Origin of the sequence: Streptomyces sp. NPDC088554 (genome assembly GCF_044752945.1) — a bacterium.
GTDB lineage: Bacteria > Actinomycetota > Actinomycetes > Streptomycetales > Streptomycetaceae > Streptomyces.
In genome coordinates, this window is the sequence record NZ_JBIVMF010000014.1 from 167,852 (window position 1) to 189,823 (window position 21,972).

Sequence of the window (21,972 nt, forward strand, 5' to 3'; positions counted from 1 at the left end):
GGCCGGACTGTTGCGGCCCTTTTGGAGTATCCCTGTCATGGGGAGTGCTCGCGGATGAACTGCTCGAACCGATTGGCCTCGGCCTGCGACAACGGCCCGATCGACCTTGACTCGACGATTGTTGCCGTCCTGACGGTGAACAGATTGAACCATCGCAGAATTGGACCTTGGCGAGTCTCGCAGTACAGGATGCGAGACAGCGGATATACCTGGCGTCGCTTCCACAGGCGGCCCCGCTCGACGATGAAGCAATCCACTGTCAGCGTGTACCGGAAGTATCTGTAACGGAGCGGAATCAATACGAAGGCATCGAACAACGCGAATGCCAGAGCTGCCGCCGCCAGGAAGTAGATCCATCTGCGCGACTCTGGTGGAAGCAGTGAAAACTGGGACAGGACGGCGGTGAGGACGATCACCATAACGATGCCGACCACGTTTTCCACCTGCCAGAAGAGCACAGACCGCCTGTCCAGTTGCCGCGCAGCGGCATACGGTCCCACGGCAGCCAAGGCGCTCTCCTCAGGCTCAGCCGGCGTCCGAGGGCTCATGACGTCCGACACGTCGAGCCCGGGGACCTGCCTGCCTCGGCCTTCCTTCTGGCCTGTCGTGCACCTGCCCACATCCAGAGCAACAACACCAGGGCCGCCGCCGACACCAGGTAGGGCCGGCCCTGATCAAGCCGACCCTGCATGATCAGCACCACGACGACAACGGTCCACAGGCAGGGCACCACGGCGCCCAGCCAGACCGGGCCTCTACGTGCCATGATCAGGTGTAAGCCCAGCACCGCCAGGACCGCCGCCGCGGCCACCGCGAGAAGGGCAGTATTTTGGAACACCAAAAGCCTCCGTTCGAGCTTGATTGGGCGACGGCATGCAACCGTTCGACTGGCCAACGGAGAGTCACAGCCATCGAGTTGACTGTGGCTCTCCGTTGCTGAATGAAGGCCGTCAAGGGTGCCCCAATAACTCAACATTCCCCATTACCGCCTGGCCGTAAAATTGTCAGTTAAATTGACGAATTCTCTTTGGCGAGCCGCCATTAACATTCGCATCATGCGGCCGCCGTTTGGTCATCTTTTGAGGGTTCTTCAACGGCAAGACTTGATCTCGGCGGTCATCCGCAGCAACTTTTTCGAGATTTCGAGCGCCTTCCGTCCTGCACTGACGAGACGGAACCCTCGCACCTCTCGCTTGAAAGGCTCCAACCGACAGGTATTCTCCACCTCTCGAATATGGCACAACACGGTGAACCCGCCATGCCCAAGTTTCTTCGCGGTTTCTGTAATGCTGCCGACCGAGGCGGCGACCACAAAGATATACAGCATGAGCACGTTCACATATATCCCCCCGTTCGATTATCAGGGCCCGCTACAGCCACGATCCCCAGTAATCATATTATGATTCGGTCAGGTGTGGCCGTGGGTATTTCCGCCCGACGCGTACCAGAACCGCCGGGCGCCACCCTGCGGCTTGCCCTCCTGCGCCCGGTCCTGCATCGCCGACTTCAGGCGCCGCGAGGTGTCGTCCGACGACAGCACTGACCGCTAGCCATGCAGCTCGCGGTAGGCCGCCGCCGCGCCCCGATGCAGCGGGGTTCCCGCGGTGTCGATCAGGCTGCGGATGTCGAGGAACTGGGCGCCCGCGGCCTGCGCGGGCACCAGCCGTCCCGCCCGTCCCACCAGCACCCGTACGATCCCGGCGGCCACCGCGTCGGGGAGGTCCGGCCGGCACATCAGCAGGTTGGGCACCCCGATGGTGGAGACGGCGTCGACGGCGCGGTAGGTGCCGTGGGGGACGGTGACCCGGTGGTACACGGCGGCGTTCGGGGCGGGCCGACGCGGCGCGGGCGAGCGCAGCGCGGGCAGGAAGGAGCCCAGCGGCAGCAGCCGGATCCCGAAGCCCGCGTCGAGCCGCGCGAGGATGGTCAGCGGCACCCCGCCCGCGACGAGCATCGCGTCGATCGTCCCGGCGACCAGCGCCCGTTGCGCGTCACTCATGCTCAGGTGCCGGACCCGGATACCGGCGCCCGGGGTCAGTCCCGCCGCGCGCAGCAGCCGCCCGCCCGTGACGGCGGCCCCGGAACCGGGGGCGCCGAGGGAGAGGGTGTGTCCGGCGAGCCCGGCCAGGGTACGGACGGGCGAGTCGGCCCGTACGACGAGCTGGATGTAGTTCTCGTACACCCGGCCGAGCGCGCGCAGCGGCAGCGGGCGGCCGAAGGGCGCGGCTCCGGTGAGGGCGGCCCAGGCGGTGTCGGCGAGGGTGATGGCGACCTCGGCACTCCCGTGGTGGACCAGGCGCAGATTGGCGACGCTGGCCTCGGTGGCCAGTGTCCGGCACTCCAGCCGGGGCGATACGGCCCTCAGTTGCGTGGCCAGCAACTGCCCGAACTCGTAGTACAGCCCGGCGGGTTCGCCCGCCGCGATCCGCAGCCGCCCGCCGAGTCCGGACTCCGGCCGCGCGCTGTCGGCGGCGACCAGGGCGTCGAGCGTACCGCCGAGGACGACACCCCCGGCGGTACGCAGCACCCGGCGCCGCGCCGGCCCCGTACCGCTGCCGGTACCGGTACCGGTGCCCGTACCTCTGCCCGTACCTCCGGTGCCGCTCACAGCGGCTCGCCCGGACCGTCCGGACGGTCCGGACGGTCCGGACCGTCCGGCGCCCGCGGCAGTACGACCTCGGCGCGCAGCCCGCGCGGTTGCGCCCGGGTCAGCTCCAGATGGCCGCCCCGGCCGGTGGCCAGCTGGGCGGCGATCGGCAGCCCGAGGCCGCTGCCCGGTAGCCGCTGGTGGTGTCCGGCGCGCCAGAACCGGCCGATGGCCAGGGCGAGTTGATCGCCGTCGAGACCGGGCCCGTCGTCCCGTACCCCGATCGCGACCCAGGGTCCCTCGGCGCGGCAGTCGAGCCGTACCGTGGCCCCCTCGCCGCCGTACTTGATCGCGTTGTCCAGCAATACGTCGAGGATCTGGGCGAGTTCGCCGGGCGCGCAGGCGACGGGTGCGGGCGGTCCGGTGGCCGCCGCGACGAGCCGGACCCCGTGGTGGCGGGCGACCGGGTCCCAGAACTGCGCCTGTCCGGAGAGGAGTTCAACGGCGTCGCAGGAGACGGCGGCATCCGGCCGGATCAGCGCCGCCGCCTCCCCCGCCCGGTGCTCGGCCCCGGCCAGGGTCAGCAGTCCGTCGAGGATGGCCTCCATCCGCTCCAGTTCGGTGGCGATCCCGGCGTACGTCCGCCCGGCGGAGGCGGGCAGCCGGGGTTCCAGTGAGTCGATCCGCAGCCGCAACGCGGCCATGGGGTTGCGCAGTTGGTGCGAGGTGTCGGCCACGAGTCTGCGCTGCTGTTCGAGCGCGGCCAGGACGGAGCGGGACATCCGGTCGAACCCCTGTGCCAGTTCCCGCAGTTCGGGCGGCCCTCCGATGGGGGCGGGGAACGGCGCGGCCGACCGTCCCGCCGCCAGCAGCCCCACCGCGCGGTCGAGCCGGTGCAGCGGGCGCACCACCCACCGGGCGGTCGCGTACGCGAGGAGTACGCACGCCAGCGCGATCAGCGCCGTCCCGGCCAGCCCGATCGCCCAGCTCCTGGCGACATCGGCGGCTGCGGCCCGTACCGACACCCGCAGGACGACGGCGCCCGTCACCTGGATGCCCGTGCCGATGGGGCGCGCCATCATCACGTACCCCTGTGACCAGGGGCGCAGCGCCGGTATCGGTGGGGCGGCCTGGTTGCGCAGCGCGTTGTCGAGGAGCCGTGCGACGGCCGGATCGCCCGCGCGCAGCCCGCCGGTCTGGACGACCGGGTCGCGTCGCGCGTCGACGATCACCAGCGCCTCGCCGTACAGCTCGGTGTAGCGCGAGACCTCGGAGATCACGGTGGAGGTGTCGCCGGTGACGGTGGCGCGGTCGGCCAGGGTGGCGAAGCGGTCGAGGTCGGCGCCCCGGGCATGGGTGAGTTCCTGCGTACGTTCACCGGCGGTGGAGGCCAGCAGGGGTACGGCGAAGGAGGCGACCGCGAGGGTCACGAAGACCATGAGGACGACCAGCATCCGCTGACGCATTCCGTCTCCCCCCTGCGCATGGCCCCGACCCTCACACACCCAGCCGGTATCCGAAGCCCCGGATGGTGGTCAGCAGCTCGGGCCGGTCCAACTTGGCGCGCAACTGGGTGAGATGGACGTCCAGGGAGCGTGACACGGCGAGATACGCGTCCCCCCACACCTCGTCCATCAGCTGCTGCCGGCTGACAGCGGTCCCCGCGCGGCTGCCCAACGCCGCCAGTACGGCGAACTCCTTGGTGGTGAGCCGGATTTCGGCGCCGCCCACCCGCACCCGGCGGGCGTCGAGGTCGATCTCCACATCGCCGACGACGACGGTACGGGGAGCGGCCGGGGCCTCGGTGGGGGCGTGGGCGGCTGCGCGCCGGGTGACGACGTCGATCCGGGCGAGCAGCTCGGCGAGGCGTACCGGCTTGACGAGGTAGTCGTCGGCGCCGAGCCGCAGCCCCCGTACGACCGACCGTTCGTCGCCACGGGCGGTGAGCACCACGACCGGCACACCGCTCACCGCGCGCAGCTTGCGCAGCACTTCCAGCCCGTCCGTGTCGGGCAGCCCGAGGTCGAGCAGGACGAGATCGGCCGCGCGGTGCCGGTTGAGCACCTCCCGGCCGAACCTGACCCGTACGGGGTGGTGGCCGTGTGCCCCGAGCACGTCGACGAGCGCTTCCGCGACCCCGTCGTCGTCCTCGGCGATGAGCACACGCATGGCCACCGTCACCCTCCCTCAATCCGCGCTCTGCCTGCTCTCCTCCAGCGGAGAGTTGTCCGAAGTCTCCCGCATCCGGACGTAGACGCACAGAGAGATCAGGACGCAGCCGGTGACGTACCAGAAGTACCAGGACTCGTGGCCCGCGTCCTTGAACCACAGCGCCACGTACTCGGCCGTCCCGCCGAAGACCGCCACGGTCAGCGCGTACGGCAGCCCCACCCCCAGCGCCCGGATGGCGGTCGGGAACAGTTCGGCCTTCACCACGGCGCTGATGGAGGTGTACAGCGAGCTGATCGCGAGGGGCAGCGTCATCAGCGCGAACGCGTACAGCGGGTTGCTGGTGCGCGAGAGCAGTGTCAGCGACGGTACGACGACCGCCGCGCCCAGCACCCCGAACGCGATCAGCATCGGCCGCCGCCCCACCCGGTCGGAGAGCGCGCCCGCGAGCGGCTGGAGCAGGATGAACACCGACAGCGCGGCGAAGTTGATCCACGCGGCGGTGGGCTTGTCGATGCCGCTGGTGTTGATCATGAACTTCTGGAGGTACGTCGTGTACGTGTAGAAGAACAGCGTGCCGCCCATGGTCAGCCCGACCACCGTCAGGCACTCCTTGGGGTAGCTCAGCAGCATGCGCAGGCTGCCACGCTCCTGGGCGGACCCGCGTCCGCCGTCCTTGGCACCGTCCCTGGCGCTGTCCCTGGCGCCGGCCCTGGCGCTGTCCCTGGCTGCTTCCTCGGCGGCTTCCCGTACCCGTACGAAACTCTCCGACTCGTCCATGCCCCGCCGCAGCCACAGCACCACGACCGCGCCGAGCGCGCCGACGACGAAGGCGATGCGCCAGCCCCACGAGTTCATCTGGTTCTCGGAGAGCACGTTCTGGAGCACGATCTGGAGAGCCAGCGCGGAGAGCTGTCCGGCGATCAGCGTCACGTACTGGAAGCTGGAGTAGAAGCCGCGCCTGCCCGGCGCCGCGACTTCGGACATATAGGTCGCCGAGGTCGAGTACTCCCCGCCCACGGACAGCCCCTGGAGCAGCCGCGCGGCGATCAGCAGGAGGGGTGCGGCGACGCCGATCGTCCCGTACGACGGGGTGATGGCGATGACCAGGGAGCCACCCGCCATCAGACTCACCGACAACGTGAGCGCGGCCCGCCGCCCGTGCCGATCGGCATACCGCCCGATCAGCCAGCCGCCGATGGGCCGCATCAGGAAGCCGACGGCGAAGACGGCCGCGGTGTTGAGGAGTTGGGCGGTCTGGTCACCACTGGGGAAGAACGCGTGCGCGAAGTAGACGGTGAAGGCGGTGTACGCGTACCAGTCGTACCACTCGATCAGATTCCCGGCCGACCCCCGGATGATGTTGCTGATGACCCGCCGCTCGCGCCTGCGCTGCTCGGGTGGTGGCTCCGGAAGGGCTTGCTTCGCCTCAGTGGTCATGCGATCTCCTTACGAATCCCCCCAGGAACCTCTTTGTCCCTGGACGGCCCACGGTCGGGGACGGGGAGACCGGGAACAAGATCGCGGCCGAAGTCCTAACAGTCCCTTAGGGCGATCCCTGGGGCCGACAGGGACCACCAGGTCGAGACGCGGGCGCAGGACACTGACTCAGGCGCGCTCCACCAGACGGGACGGCCGTCATTCAGATACACCGGCCGGCCTTCGCCCAGCGCCCGAACAGCGGCAGCAAGCCGCTTCCGGAGCCGTTGCCTCAGCAGCTCCCACGCCTCCTCCAGGGGACAAAGGCCGCCTCTGCCAGTTCTCCGTCCCGGGGACACAGCGTCCGCGTCTGATCCGCGTCGAGCGTGCCACCGTCCAAGATGAACGCGATCTGGTCGTCCCACGGCCCGCGCGGGGGAACCCGGTCGACCACCAACAGACCGCGCGGGGCGATATTCAGCCCCAACTCCTCGCTCAGCTCACGGACCACCGCCCTCTCCGGCGGTTCGTTCGCTTCGGCCATTCCACCCGGCAGATCCCAGCCCGGCTGGTACGTCGGGTTCACCACCAGCACGCGCCCGCCCGCGTCGCGCAACAGCACATCCGCCGCGACGCGCTTTCGGGCCTGGGTGGCGTTGCCTTCGGCGAGGTAGGCGTGCCACGCGTCCGGGTCGGCGGGTGTGGGCCTCATGTAGGGGTTCCTCCCCTGGGGGCGATGATGTCGGCCAGCAGTGACATTCTGGCCCTCCGCGCATCATCGAATCTCACCAGGTACTCCCCCACGAGCGGAAACCCCAATGATGTCGGCACGCCGAGAGGCGTCGTTCACCGGTGCTTCACCCGGGCCGGGCGCCGGTCCGGCTCGCTGTCCGGATCGCGCTGCTCGGACGTGCTCGGCGCGTAGCTGTTCCATGTCCTCAGCGTCCTCAGCGTCCTCAGCGATGCGAGGGCCTTGCTCGCACGGTCGGCGCGCTCGGCCGGGATGAGCAGGGTCCCGGCCGGGTGCCCCGGGGCTCCAAGGGGGCCCCTCAAGAGTGATGGGTTCCCTCCGGATCCGGGCCGGAAGGCGATAGCGTCGGGGTGTTTGCGTACGACCCGTTTCCGCTTTCACTCTCCGGAGGTTCTTCCCATGTCGAGCACCGTCACCTTCAAGGGTTCCCCGATCGCCGTCAACGGCGCCTTCCCCCAGACCGGCGAGAAGGCCCCGGCCTTCGAGCTGGTGGCCAAGGATCTGTCGACCGCGTCGCTGGACTCCTTCGCCGGCCGCAAGAAGGTCCTCAACATCTTCCCGAGCGTCGACACCGGCACCTGCGCCGCGTCCGTACGCAAGTTCAACGAGCTGGCGAGCGACCTGGAGAACGTCGCCGTGCTGTGCGTCTCGGCGGACCTGCCGTTCGCGCAGGGCCGGTTCTGCGGCACGGAGGGCCTGGAGAACGTCGCGACCCTCTCCACCTTCCGCACCCCCGAGTTCCTGGAGAACTACGGCGTCGCCGTGGTCGAGGGCCCGCTCGCCGGCCTCGCGGCCCGCGCCGTGATCGTCCTCGACGAGGACAACAAGGTCGTCTACACGCAGCTCGTCGAGGAGATCACCGAGGAGCCCGACTACGACGGCGCCCTCGCGGCCCTCGGCAAGTAACCCGCGCCCCGGCTCCGTACCCGCTGGTCCACAGGGGTACGGAGCCACCGGGGCCCCTCGGTGCCGGCCCCCTCACACCGGCGGCGTCCCCGGCGGGCTCTGCCGCCTCGGCCCGGACGGCAGCGGCGACCCCTGGTCGGGCGGCGTCTTCGGCAGGCCGGGCCTACCGTGACGGCCACCGTCGTCGCTCATCGGTACGAGACGTCCGGGGAGCCCGTAGATCCCGAGCGGCGGAAAGAGATCCACCCGCCGCGCGAAATTCCCCCGGGCGCAGGCGAGGCACAACAGATCCCGCGCGCCTCCGGCCGTTCTGCGCACCGCTTCGACGGGATGCACCCAGCATGCCTCGCAGTAACGGCAATCCGTGGCCGACAGCAGAACACTCGTTCCGGTCACCGTGGTTGTTCTTGTCACCTTTACCGTCCCTACCGCTCTTTCCCCTGCGGAGCAGAACCGAAAATCCTTGCGCACAAGGCGCGCATAAACGCGCGACCCGAACAACACCCACCGCGAAGCCGTACGGGCGTGACCGAAAGCGTGCCGCCAACGACGGCGAAAGCACCTTACTGGAGCCGCGATCCGTCCATACAGGTCCCATCGCGCAGAACTCCGCAGCCGTACGATCCACCGAACGCGCACCCGAGCCCCCTGCCCCGTGCCCCGCCGGGCGGTCAGACCCCGCCCCGGCTGCTCCGCCGATTCCGCTCGGCGAGACGCTGGTTGAGCGGCTCCTCGGGCGCGGAGTCCGGGCACTTCGGCCCACCGCACTCGCACGGCGGCCACCGCAGAGCCGCCCCCGGCAGGTCCCCGCCCTCGGCCCACTGCGGCACCTCGGGCTCCTTCGACTGCCCCTCCGGCCCATTCGATCCGGGCTCCTTGCGCGCCATCAGCACTCCGTTCACACCAAACGCCTCGGTCAACCGCCCCAGTACCCACCGGGCTTCGCTGCTTGCCATCGGTCAACTCCTTCATTTCCTTGAGTCCCTGCTCGACCCGCTTGGTCAACTCAGGTGTCGGCAGGGCGAATTCACGCGGCATCCAGGAGGGCGTCAGCCGCCAGAAGCCGCCGTTCTCGACCAGGTCCCGGAGTTCTCGAATAGCTGTTTCATCCACGTTGCGATTCACCAATGCGCGCACCCTTACTACGGATTGTGAGCGGGGGTGTTCAGAGTGCAACGGCGGGCGCTACATTGGGAAGGTGTCAGCGCACCAACCTCGGCATTGGTCGACTGGGCATATTTGCGCGCCCCTGACCAGCGCCTTTGCGGCGGAGAACGCCCTTCCCATCCTTTTGGTCAAAGGGGTTACGAATGACAGAGCGGACCGATGTTTACGGTGACGCGAGCAATCCGAGCGAAGTTTTCGGTGAAGCCCTACGCGATGCACGCGAGTTGCGCCGAGCGGGGAGGCTGTCGCAGACGGGGCTGGCGAAGCTGGCGCGGACTTCGAAGTCGACCATCAGCCGTATCGAGCGAGGAGTGCCGCCGATCGCGGGCAACTTGCCCGCGTTGTTCGACCAGATCTTTGAAACGGACGGCCGCTTCAAGCGCCTGTACGAAGAAGTGCTGGACAAGTCGTTCCCGTCCCTCTTCCGGCGCCGTATGGCGCTGGAACGACAGGCCACGGCGATCTGGGAGTGGTCGCCCACGCTCATCCCGGGCCTCTTCCAGACGCCCGAGTACGCTCGCACTCTGTTGAGGGCCAGCAATCCACGAGCGACCGATGAAGAAATCGCCGGTCTCGTCCGGGCCCGGCTCGCCCGTCAGGAATATCTCCGAATGGACGCTCCACCCAACATCCGCCTGGTGTTGTGCGCGTCCGCGATCCAACGTCGCATCGGCAGCCCCGACATGATGCGCGTACAACTGGCCTCACTGCTCAGACACGGTGAGGAGCCGACCACCCGCATCCAAGTACTGCCCCTCGACGCAGACCCGCACCTTCTCGCAGACGGGCCGGTCACGCTCCTCACAACGCCAAAACACGCGTCGGTGCTCTGCACCGAGTCGTTCCGCACGGCAAGCATCAATGAGGATCCGGAGCATGTTCGGACAGCCGTGCAGGCCTACGATGATCTGATGAGCGAGGCACTTTCGGCCCGAGGAAGCGCCGCCTTCATCAAAAAGCAGATGGAGACCCTGTGAACCCGAACCCAACCATCACCGCATGGGTCAAGTCGAGCTACACCAGCGGTGAGGGTGGCAATTGCGTCGAGTGGTCGCCGACGTACGCCACCGCCCACGGCACCGTCCCCGTACGCGACTCCAAACGCCCCAACGGCCCCACCCTCATGCTCACCCCCACCGCCTGGACCGGCCTGGTGGCACTCGCACTCAACAGCGCGTGATCGGAGAGACCATGAACACCACCACCGCATGGGTCAAGTCGAGCTACAGCAACCTGGACGGCGGCAACTGCGTCGAGTGGGCCCCCACCCACGCAACCACCCACGGCACCGTCCCCGTGCGCGACTCCAAGCGTCCCCACGGGCCCACCCTCAGGCTCGCCCCCGGCGCATGGGCGGCCTTCGTCGCGCTGGCCAAGCACGCCGACGTACGGCCGTAACCGCTTCCGGACCGGCCGTCAGGTGCGCACGGCCCGGAGGGACGGCGCCCGGACCGGCCTGCCCGGAGGGACGGCGCCCCAGAGTAACGCCGCCCGCAAGGGAACGCGTGGGCGCGCGGAAACGCCCGGTCGGGGGACGCGATCAGTGAACACGCGTCACCCGGCCGGGCGTTGGGGCGTGGCGGGCACGCCGAGGGCGGGTGCGCCGGCTCAGGCGTCCTCGGGCTTCTCGTCCCCGGGCTCCAGGCCGAACTGCTCCAGGAGCCACTTGTCGAACTCGATCGACGCGCGCACCCAGCTGACCGTGGACGACACGAAGTGCTCCAGATTGACGCCCATGCCGATCAGCATCTGGGCCTCACCGATGAGGCGGACGGTGGGCGGGCCGTCGCCCTCCTCGTGGACGTGCGTGTAGACCTTGGGCCACAGCGTGCGGCGGTTCCAGTCGTCGATGGCGTCCAGGATCTTGGACTTGTCCGTGACGGGGTGCGGGCGGTCGTAGAACGTCCGCACGGAAAAGACCTGCTGGTCGTCCTCGCCCCGGAACATGAAGTACGTCCGGAACTCCTCCCAGGGCGCCGCGAGGTCACCCTCGTCGTCAACGACGAACTTGAGCTCCATCTGTTCGAGGAGCTGCTTGACCAGATCCTGGTCAGGGACGACGGGGCCCGCCGGTCCTGCACCCTGCGGTTGGGGCTGTCCCCCGAAATTCGGAATCGAGGACGGATCGATGCTCACCGTGTATTTCCCTTCGTACGGTTCCCGCCATCCTCTCCCATCCCGGGCGGGACATGGCAACCGTCTCCTTGATCATTAGGCGATCACAGCAATTCGCCCATTTCCCATAAAATTGCCCATACCGGTCCACCGGTCACCGGAGCGACGCCACCCCACCGGGACCGCTCGCCGGGACCGGCCACCGCGGCCCGTACCACCACCAGCGGCACCCGTACCCGTGCGGGCCGGAAGACAGCGGCGGACGTCCGAACCCGCTCGCACGTCCGAAGGGGCCCCGTACGAAGGCGAATACGGGGCCCCTTCGGACGTCCACAGGCGCCTCGGGGCATCTACCGGGCCCCGAACAGGCTCGCCGCCCGAGCGGGTGACGTGCCAGGACCGGCGGTGGGCGGGGGCAGTCGGCGGGCGCGTATACCGAGCCCTGTCGTGCGGGTCAGGAGCATCGCGACGGCCATGAAGATCAGCCCGTCGGTGATGGCCTCGCCGGGGACCTGGTGGGTCACGCACCAGTCGACCAGCTGCGTCGGGAACCAGTGGTACGCGCCGTACGAGAACGCCGCCCTGGCTCCGACGACCGCCACCCACAGCGCCGCGTACGGCGCCCCGGCGCTGCTGGTCGGACTGCCCGTGCCGGGATCGCGGTGGACACGCATCAGGGCGAGGGCGGCCAGCCCGCAGAGCACGCCCGCGAGCACACCCGCCAGCTCCAGCACGAGCCCCGTGCCCCGGGTGACCGGCCGGTCGACGAAGAGCGGAACGATCGCGCCCGCCACGACCAGGGGCCGCAGCAACCGCATGGGCCCGATTCTGCGGGCCCGGCCGAGGTCGGTGACGAGCACCGCGACCAGCACCGCTCCGTTCACGATCATCGCTTGGGTCAGCTCGGACAACATGACGCGCTCCCTGGATCTCAAAGTCCCGGTCTCGGAGTCCCGGGTCTCGGGGTTTCCCCCACCGACCACGATCCGCCCGTACGCCCACGAGCGGATCGGCGCACGGGTGGGTCTTCCGGTACGCCACGCCCACCCCGAATCTCCCCCCACGGACCCACCCGGCCCTCCACCCGTGGGCTCACACCCCGTCGAGAAACCCCCTCACCACGGCGGCGAACCCGAGGCCCCCCGCACCGGCTCGGCCGGAGCGGGCACGGATCCCGGCGCCGGCACCGCGCCCAACCGCTCCTCCACCCGCCCGCGCAGCAGCTCGTACTCCTCCCAGCGGTGCGGCAAACGGCCCGGGGGACGCCGGACCGTACGGCCCTCGGTGAGGGTCTGGCCCGCGCGGAACTGGTCACGGGTGAGGTCTGTCTCGACGCCGCTCGCCAGCCGGTTCCACCAGTGGTAGCCGTGCTGTTCCTTGCCCAGGTGGACCTCGGCGACGACGAGGTCGCCGCCGAAGACGTCGTGGACCACCAGGGCCGTGATGTCGCACTGGCCCCGGGCCGGGTTGTCCGGGGTCCACGGGGCGCGGGCTGTGTCGTCGGGGGAGCAGGTGTCGGCGGCCCAGGACGCGCGCAGAGCCTGTTCGATAACGGTGAGTGACCACGGTGTCATGACGGACACCCTGCCACCCGCCACTGACAATCGGCCGTGAGCTGGGACAATACGCTGGGTGACCGTCCGTCAGCGGGCCCTGGAGCCGTACACCTTGTCCACCGTCATCGTCAGCAGCACCCGCCGGTCAGACACCATGGTCGACCGGTACTCGTCCCAGTCCGGGTGCTCGCCCGCCACGTCGCGGTAGTAGTCCACCAGCGCCTGGACCTCGGGACCGTCCGGGTCCGTTCCGGGGCCGGTGAGCGTGACCGTGCCCTCGACCGCCGCCCAGGTCCAGCCGTCCGCGCTGGTGACCTCCAGTGTGGCCCGCGCGTCCCGGCGCAGGTTGGCGATCTTGGCCGTCCCGGCGGTCGTCGACACCCGGATGACACCGGCGGCCCGGTCGTACGACGGCATGACCGGCGAGAGCTGGGGGCGGCCGTCCGACTTGATCGTCGCGAGTACGCCGAGCCGGCTCTCCGCGAGCAGTGTGTACGGGTCGGAGGGGGGCGTGTCCGCCGTGGTCGCTGATGCGTCTGTCATGTCGGCCCCAACTCCTCGCCGGATCGCGTCTATTCCGAGTGAGCGGCGCCCGCGCGGTGCCGGCCCGGCCGGATCCCGTACACCCGGTGGAAAGCGACGCCGAGCCCGAAGGCGCCGCGGTAGCCGGCCTGGCGGGCGATCGACTCGACCGTCGCGTCGGTACGTACCAGCCAGCAGATCAGCCGCGAGCGCGAGGCGCCAGCCGGTCGGGTACGCCCTGGTCGGCCGGTCGCCCAGGGCGCTGAAGCGCCGACCGGTCGTGGATCTGCCGCGGCGCCCGGCCCGCGACGGGGTCGCCGAGCGCGCGGTACTCCCCCGGCGGGCCTGCCTCCGGACGGGTGAACCACTCCCACAGCGTTGACAGCAGCAGACCAGGAGCCGGTCCAGGACCACCTGCTGCCCGTCCCGGCATACGACGAGCACCCGGGGGCAGCGCGCCCGGCGGCCGTTCGGAGAGCTCGCCGCCGGGCACGGACCGGCGGGGGTACGGGAGAGCGCCCCGCACCCCCGTACCCCCGGAACGCGTGTCCTTAAGGCGTCTTCTTGTCCAGCGAGGTCACCGGCCCCACGATCAGCCCGCCCCCGCCCCCGCCCTCCGTCCCGGCCCCGGCTCGGTCCACCCGTACCGTGTCGCCGTCCGTGATCTCACCCGCCAGGATCTCCCTGGCGAGCTGGTCGCCGATCGCCGTCTGCACCAGCCGGCGCAGCGGACGGGCGCCGTACGCGGGGTCGTTGCCCTCGTCCGCGAGCCACTCCAGGGCGTCCGGCGTGACCTCCAGGGTGAGCCGGCGCTCGGCGAGGCGCTTGGCGAGGCGGGCGATCTGGAGGCCCGCGATATGGGCGAGTTCGTCGCGTGAGAGGGCGGAGAAGACGACCAGATCGTCGAGGCGGTTGAGGAACTCCGGCTTGAAGTTGGCCCGTACGGCCTGGAGCACCTGCTCCTTCTTGCGCTCCGGAGTTGACAGCGGGTCGACCAGGTACTGACTACCGAGGTTGGACGTCAACACGAGGATGGTGTTGCGGAAGTCCACCGTCCGGCCCTGGCCGTCGGTGAGCCTGCCGTCGTCCAGGACCTGGAGCAGCACGTCGAAGACCTCGGGGTGGGCCTTCTCGACCTCGTCCAGCAGGATCACGCTGTACGGGCGCCTGCGCACCGCCTCCGTGAGCTGGCCGCCCTCCTCGTACCCCACATAGCCGGGGGGCGCGCCGACCAGCCGGGCCACGGAGTGCTTCTCGCCGTACTCGCTCATGTCGATGCGGACCATGGCGCGCTCGTCGTCGAAGAGGAAGTCCGCGAGGGCCTTGGCCAGTTCGGTCTTGCCGACGCCGGTCGGGCCGAGGAAGAGGAAGGAGCCGGTGGGGCGGTCGGGGTCGGCGATGCCCGCGCGGGTGCGCCGTACGGCGTCGGAGACGGCCTTGACGGCCTCGGTCTGGCCGATCAGCCGCTTGCCCAGCTCCTGTTCCATGCGCAGCAGCTTCTGCGTCTCGCCCTCCAGCAGCCGGCCTGCCGGGATACCGGTCCAGGAGCCGACGACGTCCGCGATGTCGTCCGGGCCGACCTCCTCCTTGACCATCGTGTCCTTGGCGGCCTCCCGCTCGGCCTCGGCGGCCTCCGCCAACTCGCGCTCCAGGCCGGGGATCTCGCCGTACAGCAGCTTGGAGGCGGTGTCGAAGTCGCCGTCGCGCTGCGCGCGTTCGGCCTGGCCGCGCAGGTCGTCGATGCGCTCCTTCAGCTCACCGACCCTGTTCAGCCCCTGCTTCTCCTTCTCCCAGCGGGCGTTGAGGCCGCGCAGCTCCTCGTCGCGGTCGGCGAGGTCGCGGCGGAGCTTCTCCAGACGCTGCTTGGAGGCGGGGTCGGATTCGTTCTTGAGCGCCAGCTCCTCCATCCGGAGGCGGTCGACGGAGCGCTGGAGTTCGTCGATCGCGACGGGCGAGGAGTCGATCTCCATACGGAGGCGGGAGGCCGCCTCGTCGACGAGGTCGATGGCCTTGTCGGGGAGGAAGCGCGAGGTGATGTAGCGGTCGGAGAGGGTGGCGGCGGCGACCAGGGCTGCGTCCGCGATCTGCACCTTGTGGTGGGCCTCGTAACGGCCCTTCAGGCCGCGCAGGATGGCGATGGTGTCCTCGACGCTCGGCTCCGCGACCAGCACCTGCTGGAAGCGGCGTTCCAGGGCGGCGTCCTTCTCGATGCGCTCGCGGTACTCGTCCAGGGTGGTCGCGCCGACCATGCGCAGCTCGCCGCGGGCCAGCATCGGCTTGAGCATGTTGCCCGCGTCCATGGCGGAGTCGCCGCCCGCGCCCGCGCCGACGACGGTGTGCAGTTCGTCGATGAAAGTGATGATCTGACCGTCACTGCCCTTGATCTCGGAGAGGACGGTCTTGAGGCGCTCCTCGAACTCGCCCCGGTACTTCGCGCCCGCGACCATCGCCCCAAGGTCCAGCGAAACCAGCCGCTTGTTCTTGAGTGATTCCGGCACGTCGCCCTTGACAATCCGCTGCGCGAGCCCCTCGACCACGGCGGTCTTGCCGACACCCGGCTCACCGATCAGCACCGGATTGTTCTTGGTACGGCGCGACAGCACCTGCACCACGCGCCGGATCTCCTGGTCCCGGCCGATGACCGGGTCAAGCTTGCCCTCGCGGGCGGCGGCCGTGAAATCGGTGCCGAACTTCTCCAGGGCCTTGTACTGACCCTCCGGATCGGGCGTGGTCACCCGGCGTCCCCCCCTTGCCTTCTCGAACGCGTCCAGCAGCTTGTCCGGGCCGGCCCCGAGCCGTACCAGCACCTCACCCGTCCGGCCGCCCTTCGCGGCGGTCCCGACGAGCAGGTGCTCGGTCGAGAGGTAGTCGTCCCCCAGCTCCTTCGCCTGCCGCGCCGCCTCGCCGATGACGGCGAGCATCTCGCGGTCGGGCTGCGGGGGCGCGACGGTGGATCCGGTGACGCTGGGCTCGGCGGCGAGCAGCCGCTCCACCTCGGACCGTACCGCCGCCTGATCGGTGCCGACGGCGGCCAGCAGGTCGGTCACGTTCTCGTTGTCCTCGCCCGCCAGCAGCGCCAGCAGCAGATGCGCGGGGGTCAGATCCGGATGCCCGGCCGCCACGGCGCGGCTGGTGGCCGCGTTGATCGCGTCCCGGCTCTTGTTCGTCAGCTCGGCGTCCACGTGCGCCCTCTCCTCACTCGCGCGCGGCCCCGCGACTCGTTCGCGACCCGCGCGACAACCCTCGTCCGTACGTACGTCCCGGCGCACGCGTGGCACTCAGATCTGACCAGAACAGCATGCGCAAAGTTGAGTCTATTCCACTCAACCCCGAAACGGGCCCGCCCGCACCCCCTACGAGCCCGCCCGCACCTCTCCGAGCCCTGCCCACACCCGTCCCGGGGGACCGCCGTCCCGGGGGACCTAGGCTTCGGACATGGCGACCATCGACGTACGCGACCCCGACCCCGATTTTCTCGCTTTCTGGCGCGAATACCACATCTGCACCCTGACCACGCAGCGCCGGGACGGCAGCCCGCACGTGGTCCCGGTGGGGGTGACGTACGACCCGGAGGCGGGGCTCGCGCGGATCATCACCAACAAGAACAGCCGCAAGGTCGCCCATGTCCTGGCGGCGGGCCCGGAGGGCGCACGGGTCGCCGTCTGCCAGGTCGAGAAGGGCCGCTGGGCGACGCTGGAGGGCCGCGCCACGGTCCGTACGGAGGCCGAGGTGGTCGCGGACGCGGTGAGCCGCTACGCGGAGCGCTACGCCCGCACCCCGGCGCCCAACCCGGACCGCGTCGTCATCGAGATCGCCCTGGACCGGGCGCTCGGCCGCGGCGGGGCACCGGCCGCCCGCGCGTGACGGCTCCGCGCGTCACGGGCTCGTACACGCCGAAAAGTTTTCGGGCAGCACAACGGCGCCATCGTGTTTCAGGTTCACGATGGCGCCGCTGTGTGGGGGAAGTGCCCGAGCGATTTACGAACGACGGGGGAATCGCTCAGGCACTGCGGGGGGTGGCGATGGTGGTTTGTGTGCCGACCAGCTGGTGATCACGCTGGTCGAGGTTGACGAAGATCATGTCGTATCGGACCGCGCAGCGCACGGGCTTGGGGGCCCCTCGTGGCTTCCGGAGACAGAGGTAGGCACGGACGTCCTCGTCCTCCTCCCGGACGACGACGACCGGCTCTCCGAAGAGAGTGACCATCAACGAGTCGCCCCGATGAGGGACGGCCGTGACCAGATCGATGAAATGCCATCCCGACCGGTAAGCCGTGGCCATCTCGCGCCGGAAGACCCGATCGTCCGGCGGGACGGTCATGCGTTCGTGTCAGCCGATACAGCGGCCGGAGCGGCGTCGACCGACGCCATGTCCCAACCGGGATCACCCTGCGAAGCGGCCCAGGAGATGTCGCCCGGCTTCGGAGCGCTCCAGGAGATGTCACCCAGGGGCTTGGCTTCCTGGACCGCGGACCTGTCCGACCCGGAGTCCCAGGAGATGTCGCCCCCGACGCCCAGCGCACCGAAGGCGAGAGCCGCAGAGAAAGCAGTGACAGCCACTGCGCGAAGCATTCTCGAATACATAGTCGGCTTCGTCCTCACTTGATGGATTCCTCTCCCCCGCCATCAAGACGATGTCCCATCCCGGCACGTCAACGCCACCGGGACGAGGCATCATGTTCTTGCATGTTCAGGACCCTGGGGGGTGGAGATTTGACAACAAGTAACGCAAAGCCGACACATCCCCACACCATCACCACCATGTGTGAGGACGGGCGGCGGCTTTACGCCAGCGCGCTGCGCACCGGACACATCGCCCGGAGCGAGGCGGCGCTGGCTCCGTGCCTGCTGGAGCTCGCGCTCCTGCATCCCGATCCGGACGACGCCCAGCTGCTTCGCCCGGTTCCGCCGTCCACGGCGCTCGCCGAACGGCTGCATCCCATCGAACGGGAAATCCGGGAGCGCCGGCACTTCGCCGTCGAGCTGACCGACTCTTTTGAGCCGTTCATGACCATCAGCACACAGGCCACGCCAGCCACGCACGCGATCACCGTCCTGGAGGGGACGAGCAGGATCAACGCGGCGCTCGACCTCTCCACGGCCGAGTGCCGGACCGAAGTCCTCACCGTGCAGCCCGGTGGCGGACGCAGTGAGCACGCCCTCACCGCCGCGCTGGAACGCGGCCGCGCCGTAGTGGACCGCGGTGTCAGCATGCGCACCCTCTACCAGCACACCGCCCGGCACAGCCAGGGCACCCTCGCCTACGCGGAACAACTGGCCGAGGGCAAGGTGGAGATCCGGACGCTGGAGGAGCTGGTCGAGCGGCTGATCATCTTCGACCGCACGGTCGCGTACATCCCGGCCCGCTCCGACCGCCAGGTCGCCCTGGAGCTGCGCCACCCGGGACTGGTCGACTATCTGGCCCAGGTCTTCGAACAGCTCTGGCGACGGGCCACCCCCCTCACCAAGCAGGTCACGTACGAGCCGACACCCGACGGCATCAGCGGCGTCCAGCGGTCCATCGCGAGGCTCCTCATCGAGGGGTACGTGGACGAGGCCATCGCCCGCCGCCTGGGCATGAACGTACGGACCTGCCGCGCCCACATCGCCAAACTCGCCACCACCCTCGGCAGCGGCAGCCGCGCCCAGCTCGGCTACCTCATCGCCCACTCGCAGATCCTGGACCAGGACGGCTGAGAGCCCACGGAGGACCGCTCCCGCAGAGAACCGTCTCCACTCCGCCCACGGTGTGCCGACTCACCTCACCGGGCCGGCGACGCCCCCCGTGCGCCACCGGCCTCCTCCACCCTGCGTGTTCGGTCCGTACCGTTCAAGCGTCGAGCGGCTGCACTGATGTGCGCTGCGGAATCATGCAGGGGATCAAAGGAAAGGGATTGGACATAACAACGCGCGAGAGCACGACCCCCCACTCGATGTCGTCCCTCGACCTGTCGGCGCAGGGCCGCACCCTGCTGCGCCGGCTCGTTCAGGGGGAACAGGTGGAGGGATCCGAACCCGGGTGCGCCGAGCTGGCCGCGCACGGGCTGGCCGTGCACGACCCGCACCACGGGCGGTGGAGCGCGGCCGACCTCTACCACGCCGAGCAGACGGCCCTGGCGCGGGAGCGCGCCGCCATAGAGCACCATCTGCGCCGCATGCAGCAGCTGTCCGAACTGCACGGGCAGATGCGGAGCGCCGAACTGCCCCGCGGGAACGGCGTCGAGTTCCTCGACCGCCTCGAACTCGTCACCGCGGCCATCACCCAGGCGATGGACTCGGCGAAAAGCACGATCTGCACGGCGCACCCCGGCGACAGAGAAGCCGCGACGTTACACGCCGCCGCCATCTCCGACCTCGCGATCCTGCGGCGCGGGATCTCCTACCGCACGCTCTATCCGGACACGGCGCGCGCCAGGGCCGGGGAGCAGGAGTGGGTCGCGAAGGTGAGCGCGCACGGCGCGGAGATACGGACCCTCGCCACCGGCTTCGAGCGCATGATCCTGGTCGACAACAACTTCGCCGTCGTCTCCGACCACCGCGGCGAGCCGAACCGCCGTACCGCTTTCGCCGTGACGCACCCCGGGATGATCGCGCTCTTCCACCACATCTACACCCAGCAGTGGGAGCGCGCCGAGCCCTGGACGGGAGGCCGGTTCCGACAGCGCTCCGAAACCCTCACGACCAGCCGGTCCCGCCGCATCCTCAACAAGCTCAGGGAGGGCCGCACGCTCAAACAGATCGCCGGCGAGCTGGATGTCAGCCTGCGGACCGTCAACAACGACCTGAACAAGCTCTACGAGGCCGTGGGCGTCGACACGATGTTCGCGCTCGGCGCGTGGTGGAGTTCCGAGGCTGCCGCGAAGGAACGGAAGCTGGACTGACGTCCGGTACGGCCGGCCCCGGATACGGCCGGCCCCGGACGCGAAACGGCCCGGACCACCCTCGGGTGACCCGGGCCGCGCGACGGAGCGCGTGGCGGCCTCCGAGGACCGCGTAACCGGCCTTGTGACACGCCTCAGTCCGTCGACCGCTTCGGCTTCGGCTTCGGCCGCCACACCACCAGCGCGCTCGTCTGCTGGACGTCCTGGTACGGCACCAGGTCGCGGCGGTACGAGGCGTGGACCTGGGCCTCGCGCTGGCGCATCGCCGCCGCCGCGCCGTCCACGGCGGTCGACAGCTCGGCGATCCGGGACTGGAGCGCGGCGACCTCGTTCTCCAGCTCGATGATCCGCTTGATGCCGGCGAGGTTGATGCCCTCGTCCTGCGACAGCGCCTGCACCTGACGGAGCAGCTCGATGTCACGGGCCGAGTAACGGCGGCCGCGCCCGGCCGTGCGGTCCGGGGAGACCAGCCCGAGGCGGTCGTACTGCCTGAGGGTCTGCGGATGCAGCCCGGAGAGCTGGGCCGCCACCGAGATGACGTACACCGGTGTCTCCTCGGTCAGCTGGTACGCCCTGTTGAAGGATGAGGACTGCCGCCGCCCGTCCCTGTCCATCGGGTCACGCTCCCTTCGCCGCCTGGAACAGCTCCGCCCGCGGATCCTCGTCCCCGGTCGCCTTCCGGTAGGCCTCCAGCGCGTCGCGCGCCTCGTCACCGAGGTCCTTCGGTACGACGACCTCGACGGTGACCAGCAGATCGCCCCGGGTGCCGTCCTTGCGCACGGCGCCCTTGCCGCGGGCCCGCATCGTACGGCCGTTGGGTGTCCCCGCGGGCAGCTTCAGCGTGACCGGCGGACCGCCCAGGGTCGGCACCTTCACCTCGCCGCCGAGCGCCGCCTCCACGAAGGTGACGGGCACGGTGACGGTGAGGTTGTCGTCCTTGCGGCCGAAGACCGGGTGCGCGTCGACATGGACGACGACATACAGATCGCCGCCGGGGCCGCCGCGCTCGCCCGGCGCGCCCTTGCCGCGCAGCCGGATCCGCTGGCCGTTGCTGACGCCCGCCGGGATACGGACCTGCATGGTCCGCGAGGACCTGGCGCGCCCGCTGCCCTTGCAGACCTCGCAGGGGTCCTGGGCGATCAGCCCACGGCCCTTGCAGTCCACGCACGGGTCGGTCAGCGAGAAGCCGCCGCCCGAGCCGCGCGACACCTGACCGGTGCCCACACAGGTCGGACAGACCCTCGGGGTGCCGTTCTTGTCGCCCGTGCCCGAACACGCCTTGCACGGCGCCTGGCTGGACATCCGCAGCGGGACCGTGGCCCCGTCGACCGCCTCGCTGAAGCTCAGCGTCACCTCGGACTCGATGTCCTGGCCGCGGCGCGGCTGGGTACGGGTGCCGGGGCCACCCGCGCCCCGGTTGAAGAGCCCGCCGAAGACGTCCCCGAGCCCGCCGCCGAAGCCGCCGGCGCCGGGGGCACCCTGGCCACCGCCCGGCGCGCCGCCGAAGAGGTCGCCCAGGTCGAAGTTGAAGTTGCCGTTGCCGCCCGCTCCGGGGCCCGGACGGAATCCGCCGCTCCCGAAGAGCGAGCGCGCCTCGTCGTACTCCCTGCGCTTCTTGGGATCCCCCAGGACGTCGTTCGCCTCCGAGATCTCCTTGAAGCGCTCCTCGGCCCTGGAGTCGCCCTTGTTGGCGTCCGGGTGGAACTCACGGGCGAGCTTCCGGTACGCCTTCTTGATCTCGGCCTCGGTGGCGTCCTTGGGGACGCCGAGAACCTTGTAGTAGTCCTTCTCCACGAAGTCCTTGGTGCTCATTCCCGACGTCCCTCCTCTCCGACTTCACCGCATGACACCGCTTCACCGCGCGCCCCGGCCGTACCGCATGACACGGCCGTACCGCGG

Annotated in this window: 25 protein-coding genes and 1 pseudogene; 7 read left to right on the forward strand and 19 right to left on the reverse strand. The window is 69.7% G+C overall.

The window, feature by feature from the left end; translation table 11 throughout:
- Window positions 1-35: 35 nt before the first annotated feature.
- The 9 genes and pseudogenes from ACIP8W_RS18500 to ACIP8W_RS18540 form a co-directional block, all read right to left on the reverse strand.
- Window positions 36-500 (reverse strand): PH domain-containing protein, encoded by a 465-nt coding sequence (locus ACIP8W_RS18500; RefSeq protein WP_402203725.1) that lies wholly within the window; start codon window positions 498-500, stop codon window positions 36-38.
- 44 nt (window positions 501-544) lie between these two features.
- Window positions 545-838: a hypothetical protein gene (locus tag ACIP8W_RS18505; RefSeq protein ID WP_402148798.1), complete on the reverse strand. Its 294-nt coding sequence runs from the start codon at window positions 836-838 to the stop codon at window positions 545-547.
- Window positions 839-1,090: 252 nt separating this feature from the next.
- Entirely contained in the window at window positions 1,091-1,339 is a 249-nt protein-coding gene (locus ACIP8W_RS18510) for a hypothetical protein (RefSeq protein ID WP_401956284.1), read from the reverse strand.
- 207 nt (window positions 1,340-1,546) lie between these two features.
- Window positions 1,547-2,608, reverse strand: coding sequence for a TAXI family TRAP transporter solute-binding subunit (locus ACIP8W_RS18515; protein WP_402203689.1), 1,062 nt, complete (start codon window positions 2,606-2,608; stop codon window positions 1,547-1,549).
- Window positions 2,605-4,053 (reverse strand): ATP-binding protein, encoded by a 1,449-nt coding sequence (locus ACIP8W_RS18520; protein ID WP_402203691.1) that lies wholly within the window; start codon window positions 4,051-4,053, stop codon window positions 2,605-2,607. The genes ACIP8W_RS18515 and ACIP8W_RS18520 overlap by 4 nt, the downstream gene beginning before the upstream one ends.
- A gap of 31 nt (window positions 4,054-4,084) precedes the next feature.
- Entirely contained in the window at window positions 4,085-4,756 is a 672-nt protein-coding gene (locus ACIP8W_RS18525; RefSeq protein WP_401956321.1) for a response regulator transcription factor, read from the reverse strand.
- 18 nt (window positions 4,757-4,774) lie between these two features.
- Window positions 4,775-6,196, reverse strand: a complete 1,422-nt coding sequence (locus ACIP8W_RS18530) for an MFS transporter (RefSeq protein ID WP_401956287.1) — start codon at window positions 6,194-6,196, stop codon at window positions 4,775-4,777.
- A 185-nt stretch (window positions 6,197-6,381) separates the two neighbouring features.
- Window positions 6,382-6,887 (reverse strand): annotated as a pseudogene (locus tag ACIP8W_RS18535) (NUDIX domain-containing protein); the annotation flags it as partial.
- Between the two features lie 134 nt (window positions 6,888-7,021).
- Window positions 7,022-7,228 (reverse strand): hypothetical protein, encoded by a 207-nt coding sequence (locus ACIP8W_RS18540; protein ID WP_402203694.1) that lies wholly within the window; start codon window positions 7,226-7,228, stop codon window positions 7,022-7,024.
- A gap of 97 nt (window positions 7,229-7,325) precedes the next feature.
- On the opposite strand from ACIP8W_RS18540, the gene tpx reads away from it, so the two are divergent.
- Window positions 7,326-7,832, forward strand: coding sequence for a thiol peroxidase (tpx, locus tag ACIP8W_RS18545; RefSeq protein ID WP_402149369.1), 507 nt, complete (start codon window positions 7,326-7,328; stop codon window positions 7,830-7,832).
- Between the two features lie 671 nt (window positions 7,833-8,503).
- On the opposite strand, the gene ACIP8W_RS18550 is transcribed toward tpx, so the two are convergent.
- Entirely contained in the window at window positions 8,504-8,788 is a 285-nt protein-coding gene (locus tag ACIP8W_RS18550; RefSeq protein ID WP_401956289.1) for a hypothetical protein, read from the reverse strand.
- 354 nt (window positions 8,789-9,142) lie between these two features.
- Between ACIP8W_RS18550 and ACIP8W_RS18555 the strand changes: the two genes are divergently transcribed.
- Genes ACIP8W_RS18555 through ACIP8W_RS18565 form a run of 3 tightly spaced genes read left to right on the forward strand, consistent with a single transcriptional unit; the run spans window position 9,143 to window position 10,397 of the window.
- Entirely contained in the window at window positions 9,143-9,976 is an 834-nt protein-coding gene (locus ACIP8W_RS18555) for a helix-turn-helix domain-containing protein (protein WP_401956290.1), read from the forward strand.
- Window positions 9,973-10,179: a DUF397 domain-containing protein gene (locus ACIP8W_RS18560; protein WP_401956291.1), complete on the forward strand. Its 207-nt coding sequence runs from the start codon at window positions 9,973-9,975 to the stop codon at window positions 10,177-10,179. Before ACIP8W_RS18555 ends, ACIP8W_RS18560 begins: the two co-directional genes overlap by 4 nt.
- An 11-nt stretch (window positions 10,180-10,190) precedes the next feature.
- The gene (locus ACIP8W_RS18565; RefSeq protein WP_401956292.1) at window positions 10,191-10,397 is read left to right on the forward strand and encodes a DUF397 domain-containing protein; all 207 of its coding nucleotides are present in this window, start codon (window positions 10,191-10,193) and stop codon (window positions 10,395-10,397) included.
- Window positions 10,398-10,607: 210 nt separating this feature from the next.
- Here ACIP8W_RS18565 and ACIP8W_RS18570 read toward each other — a convergent pair whose 3' ends face one another.
- The 5 genes from ACIP8W_RS18570 to clpB all read right to left on the reverse strand — a co-directional run bounded on the left by ACIP8W_RS18570 (window position 10,608) and on the right by clpB (window position 16,374).
- The gene (locus tag ACIP8W_RS18570) at window positions 10,608-11,135 is read right to left on the reverse strand and encodes a YbjN domain-containing protein (protein WP_401956293.1); all 528 of its coding nucleotides are present in this window, start codon (window positions 11,133-11,135) and stop codon (window positions 10,608-10,610) included.
- Between the two features lie 329 nt (window positions 11,136-11,464).
- Window positions 11,465-12,028 carry a hypothetical protein gene (locus ACIP8W_RS18575; RefSeq protein WP_401956294.1) on the reverse strand — a complete coding sequence of 188 codons (564 nt, stop codon included), beginning with the start codon at window positions 12,026-12,028 and terminating at the stop codon, window positions 11,465-11,467.
- A 201-nt stretch (window positions 12,029-12,229) separates the two neighbouring features.
- On the reverse strand, window positions 12,230-12,688 hold the full coding sequence (locus tag ACIP8W_RS18580) for a hypothetical protein (RefSeq protein ID WP_401956295.1): 459 nt from the start codon (window positions 12,686-12,688) through the stop codon (window positions 12,230-12,232).
- A gap of 69 nt (window positions 12,689-12,757) precedes the next feature.
- On the reverse strand, window positions 12,758-13,213 hold the full coding sequence (locus tag ACIP8W_RS18585) for a PPOX class F420-dependent oxidoreductase (protein ID WP_401956296.1): 456 nt from the start codon (window positions 13,211-13,213) through the stop codon (window positions 12,758-12,760).
- Window positions 13,214-13,743: 530 nt separating this feature from the next.
- Window positions 13,744-16,374, reverse strand: a complete 2,631-nt coding sequence (clpB, locus tag ACIP8W_RS18590) for an ATP-dependent chaperone ClpB (protein ID WP_402203698.1) — start codon at window positions 16,372-16,374, stop codon at window positions 13,744-13,746.
- Window positions 16,375-16,627: 253 nt separating this feature from the next.
- Here clpB and ACIP8W_RS18595 point away from each other — a divergent pair, with 253 nt between their 5' ends.
- Window positions 16,628-17,056, forward strand: a complete 429-nt coding sequence (locus tag ACIP8W_RS18595; protein WP_401956298.1) for a pyridoxamine 5'-phosphate oxidase family protein — start codon at window positions 16,628-16,630, stop codon at window positions 17,054-17,056.
- A 136-nt stretch (window positions 17,057-17,192) separates the two neighbouring features.
- Here ACIP8W_RS18595 and ACIP8W_RS18600 read toward each other — a convergent pair whose 3' ends face one another.
- A complete protein-coding gene (locus ACIP8W_RS18600) occupies window positions 17,193-17,513 on the reverse strand; it encodes a (2Fe-2S)-binding protein (RefSeq protein WP_401956299.1) in 321 nt (106 codons plus the stop codon).
- Complete coding sequence (locus ACIP8W_RS18605) at window positions 17,510-17,752, reverse strand: 5'-nucleotidase (protein ID WP_401956300.1); 243 nt, start codon at window positions 17,750-17,752, stop codon at window positions 17,510-17,512. Before ACIP8W_RS18605 ends, ACIP8W_RS18600 begins: the two co-directional genes overlap by 4 nt.
- 126 nt (window positions 17,753-17,878) lie before the next feature.
- On the opposite strand from ACIP8W_RS18605, the gene ACIP8W_RS18610 reads away from it, so the two are divergent.
- Together ACIP8W_RS18610 and ACIP8W_RS18615 are read left to right on the forward strand one after the other, a co-directional pair.
- Window positions 17,879-18,889 carry a helix-turn-helix transcriptional regulator gene (locus ACIP8W_RS18610; protein WP_402203701.1) on the forward strand — a complete coding sequence of 337 codons (1,011 nt, stop codon included), beginning with the start codon at window positions 17,879-17,881 and terminating at the stop codon, window positions 18,887-18,889.
- A gap of 197 nt (window positions 18,890-19,086) precedes the next feature.
- Window positions 19,087-20,073, forward strand: coding sequence for a LuxR C-terminal-related transcriptional regulator (locus tag ACIP8W_RS18615; RefSeq protein WP_402203703.1), 987 nt, complete (start codon window positions 19,087-19,089; stop codon window positions 20,071-20,073).
- Window positions 20,074-20,207: 134 nt separating this feature from the next.
- Here the strand turns inward: ACIP8W_RS18615 and ACIP8W_RS18620 are convergent, their stop codons facing one another.
- Both ACIP8W_RS18620 and dnaJ read right to left on the reverse strand, forming a co-directional pair.
- Window positions 20,208-20,687 carry a heat shock protein transcriptional repressor HspR gene (locus tag ACIP8W_RS18620; protein WP_401956303.1) on the reverse strand — a complete coding sequence of 160 codons (480 nt, stop codon included), beginning with the start codon at window positions 20,685-20,687 and terminating at the stop codon, window positions 20,208-20,210.
- 4 nt (window positions 20,688-20,691) lie between these two features.
- The gene (dnaJ, locus tag ACIP8W_RS18625; protein WP_401956304.1) at window positions 20,692-21,885 is read right to left on the reverse strand and encodes a molecular chaperone DnaJ; all 1,194 of its coding nucleotides are present in this window, start codon (window positions 21,883-21,885) and stop codon (window positions 20,692-20,694) included.
- Window positions 21,886-21,972: the final 87 nt, after the last annotated feature.

Coding starts and splice junctions, on each gene's coding strand:
- ACIP8W_RS18520 (WP_402203691.1), bottom strand. CDS start 4,053: ATGCGTCAGCGGATGCTGGTCGTCCTCATGGTCTTCGTGACCCTCGCG.
- ACIP8W_RS18525 (WP_401956321.1), bottom strand. CDS start 4,756: ATGCGTGTGCTCATCGCCGAGGACGACGACGGGGTCGCGGAAGCGCTC.
- ACIP8W_RS18530 (WP_401956287.1), bottom strand. CDS start 6,196: ATGACCACTGAGGCGAAGCAAGCCCTTCCGGAGCCACCACCCGAGCAG.
- tpx (WP_402149369.1), top strand. CDS start 7,326: ATGTCGAGCACCGTCACCTTCAAGGGTTCCCCGATCGCCGTCAACGGC.
- ACIP8W_RS18550 (WP_401956289.1), bottom strand. CDS start 8,788: ATGGCAAGCAGCGAAGCCCGGTGGGTACTGGGGCGGTTGACCGAGGCG.
- ACIP8W_RS18555 (WP_401956290.1), top strand. CDS start 9,143: ATGACAGAGCGGACCGATGTTTACGGTGACGCGAGCAATCCGAGCGAA.
- ACIP8W_RS18565 (WP_401956292.1), top strand. CDS start 10,191: ATGAACACCACCACCGCATGGGTCAAGTCGAGCTACAGCAACCTGGAC.
- ACIP8W_RS18575 (WP_401956294.1), bottom strand. CDS start 12,028: ATGTTGTCCGAGCTGACCCAAGCGATGATCGTGAACGGAGCGGTGCTG.
- ACIP8W_RS18580 (WP_401956295.1), bottom strand. CDS start 12,688: ATGACACCGTGGTCACTCACCGTTATCGAACAGGCTCTGCGCGCGTCC.
- ACIP8W_RS18585 (WP_401956296.1), bottom strand. CDS start 13,213: ATGACAGACGCATCAGCGACCACGGCGGACACGCCCCCCTCCGACCCG.
- ACIP8W_RS18595 (WP_401956298.1), top strand. CDS start 16,628: ATGGCGACCATCGACGTACGCGACCCCGACCCCGATTTTCTCGCTTTC.
- ACIP8W_RS18600 (WP_401956299.1), bottom strand. CDS start 17,513: ATGACCGTCCCGCCGGACGATCGGGTCTTCCGGCGCGAGATGGCCACG.
- ACIP8W_RS18610 (WP_402203701.1), top strand. CDS start 17,879: ATGTTCAGGACCCTGGGGGGTGGAGATTTGACAACAAGTAACGCAAAG.
- ACIP8W_RS18620 (WP_401956303.1), bottom strand. CDS start 20,687: ATGGACAGGGACGGGCGGCGGCAGTCCTCATCCTTCAACAGGGCGTAC.
- dnaJ (WP_401956304.1), bottom strand. CDS start 21,885: ATGAGCACCAAGGACTTCGTGGAGAAGGACTACTACAAGGTTCTCGGC.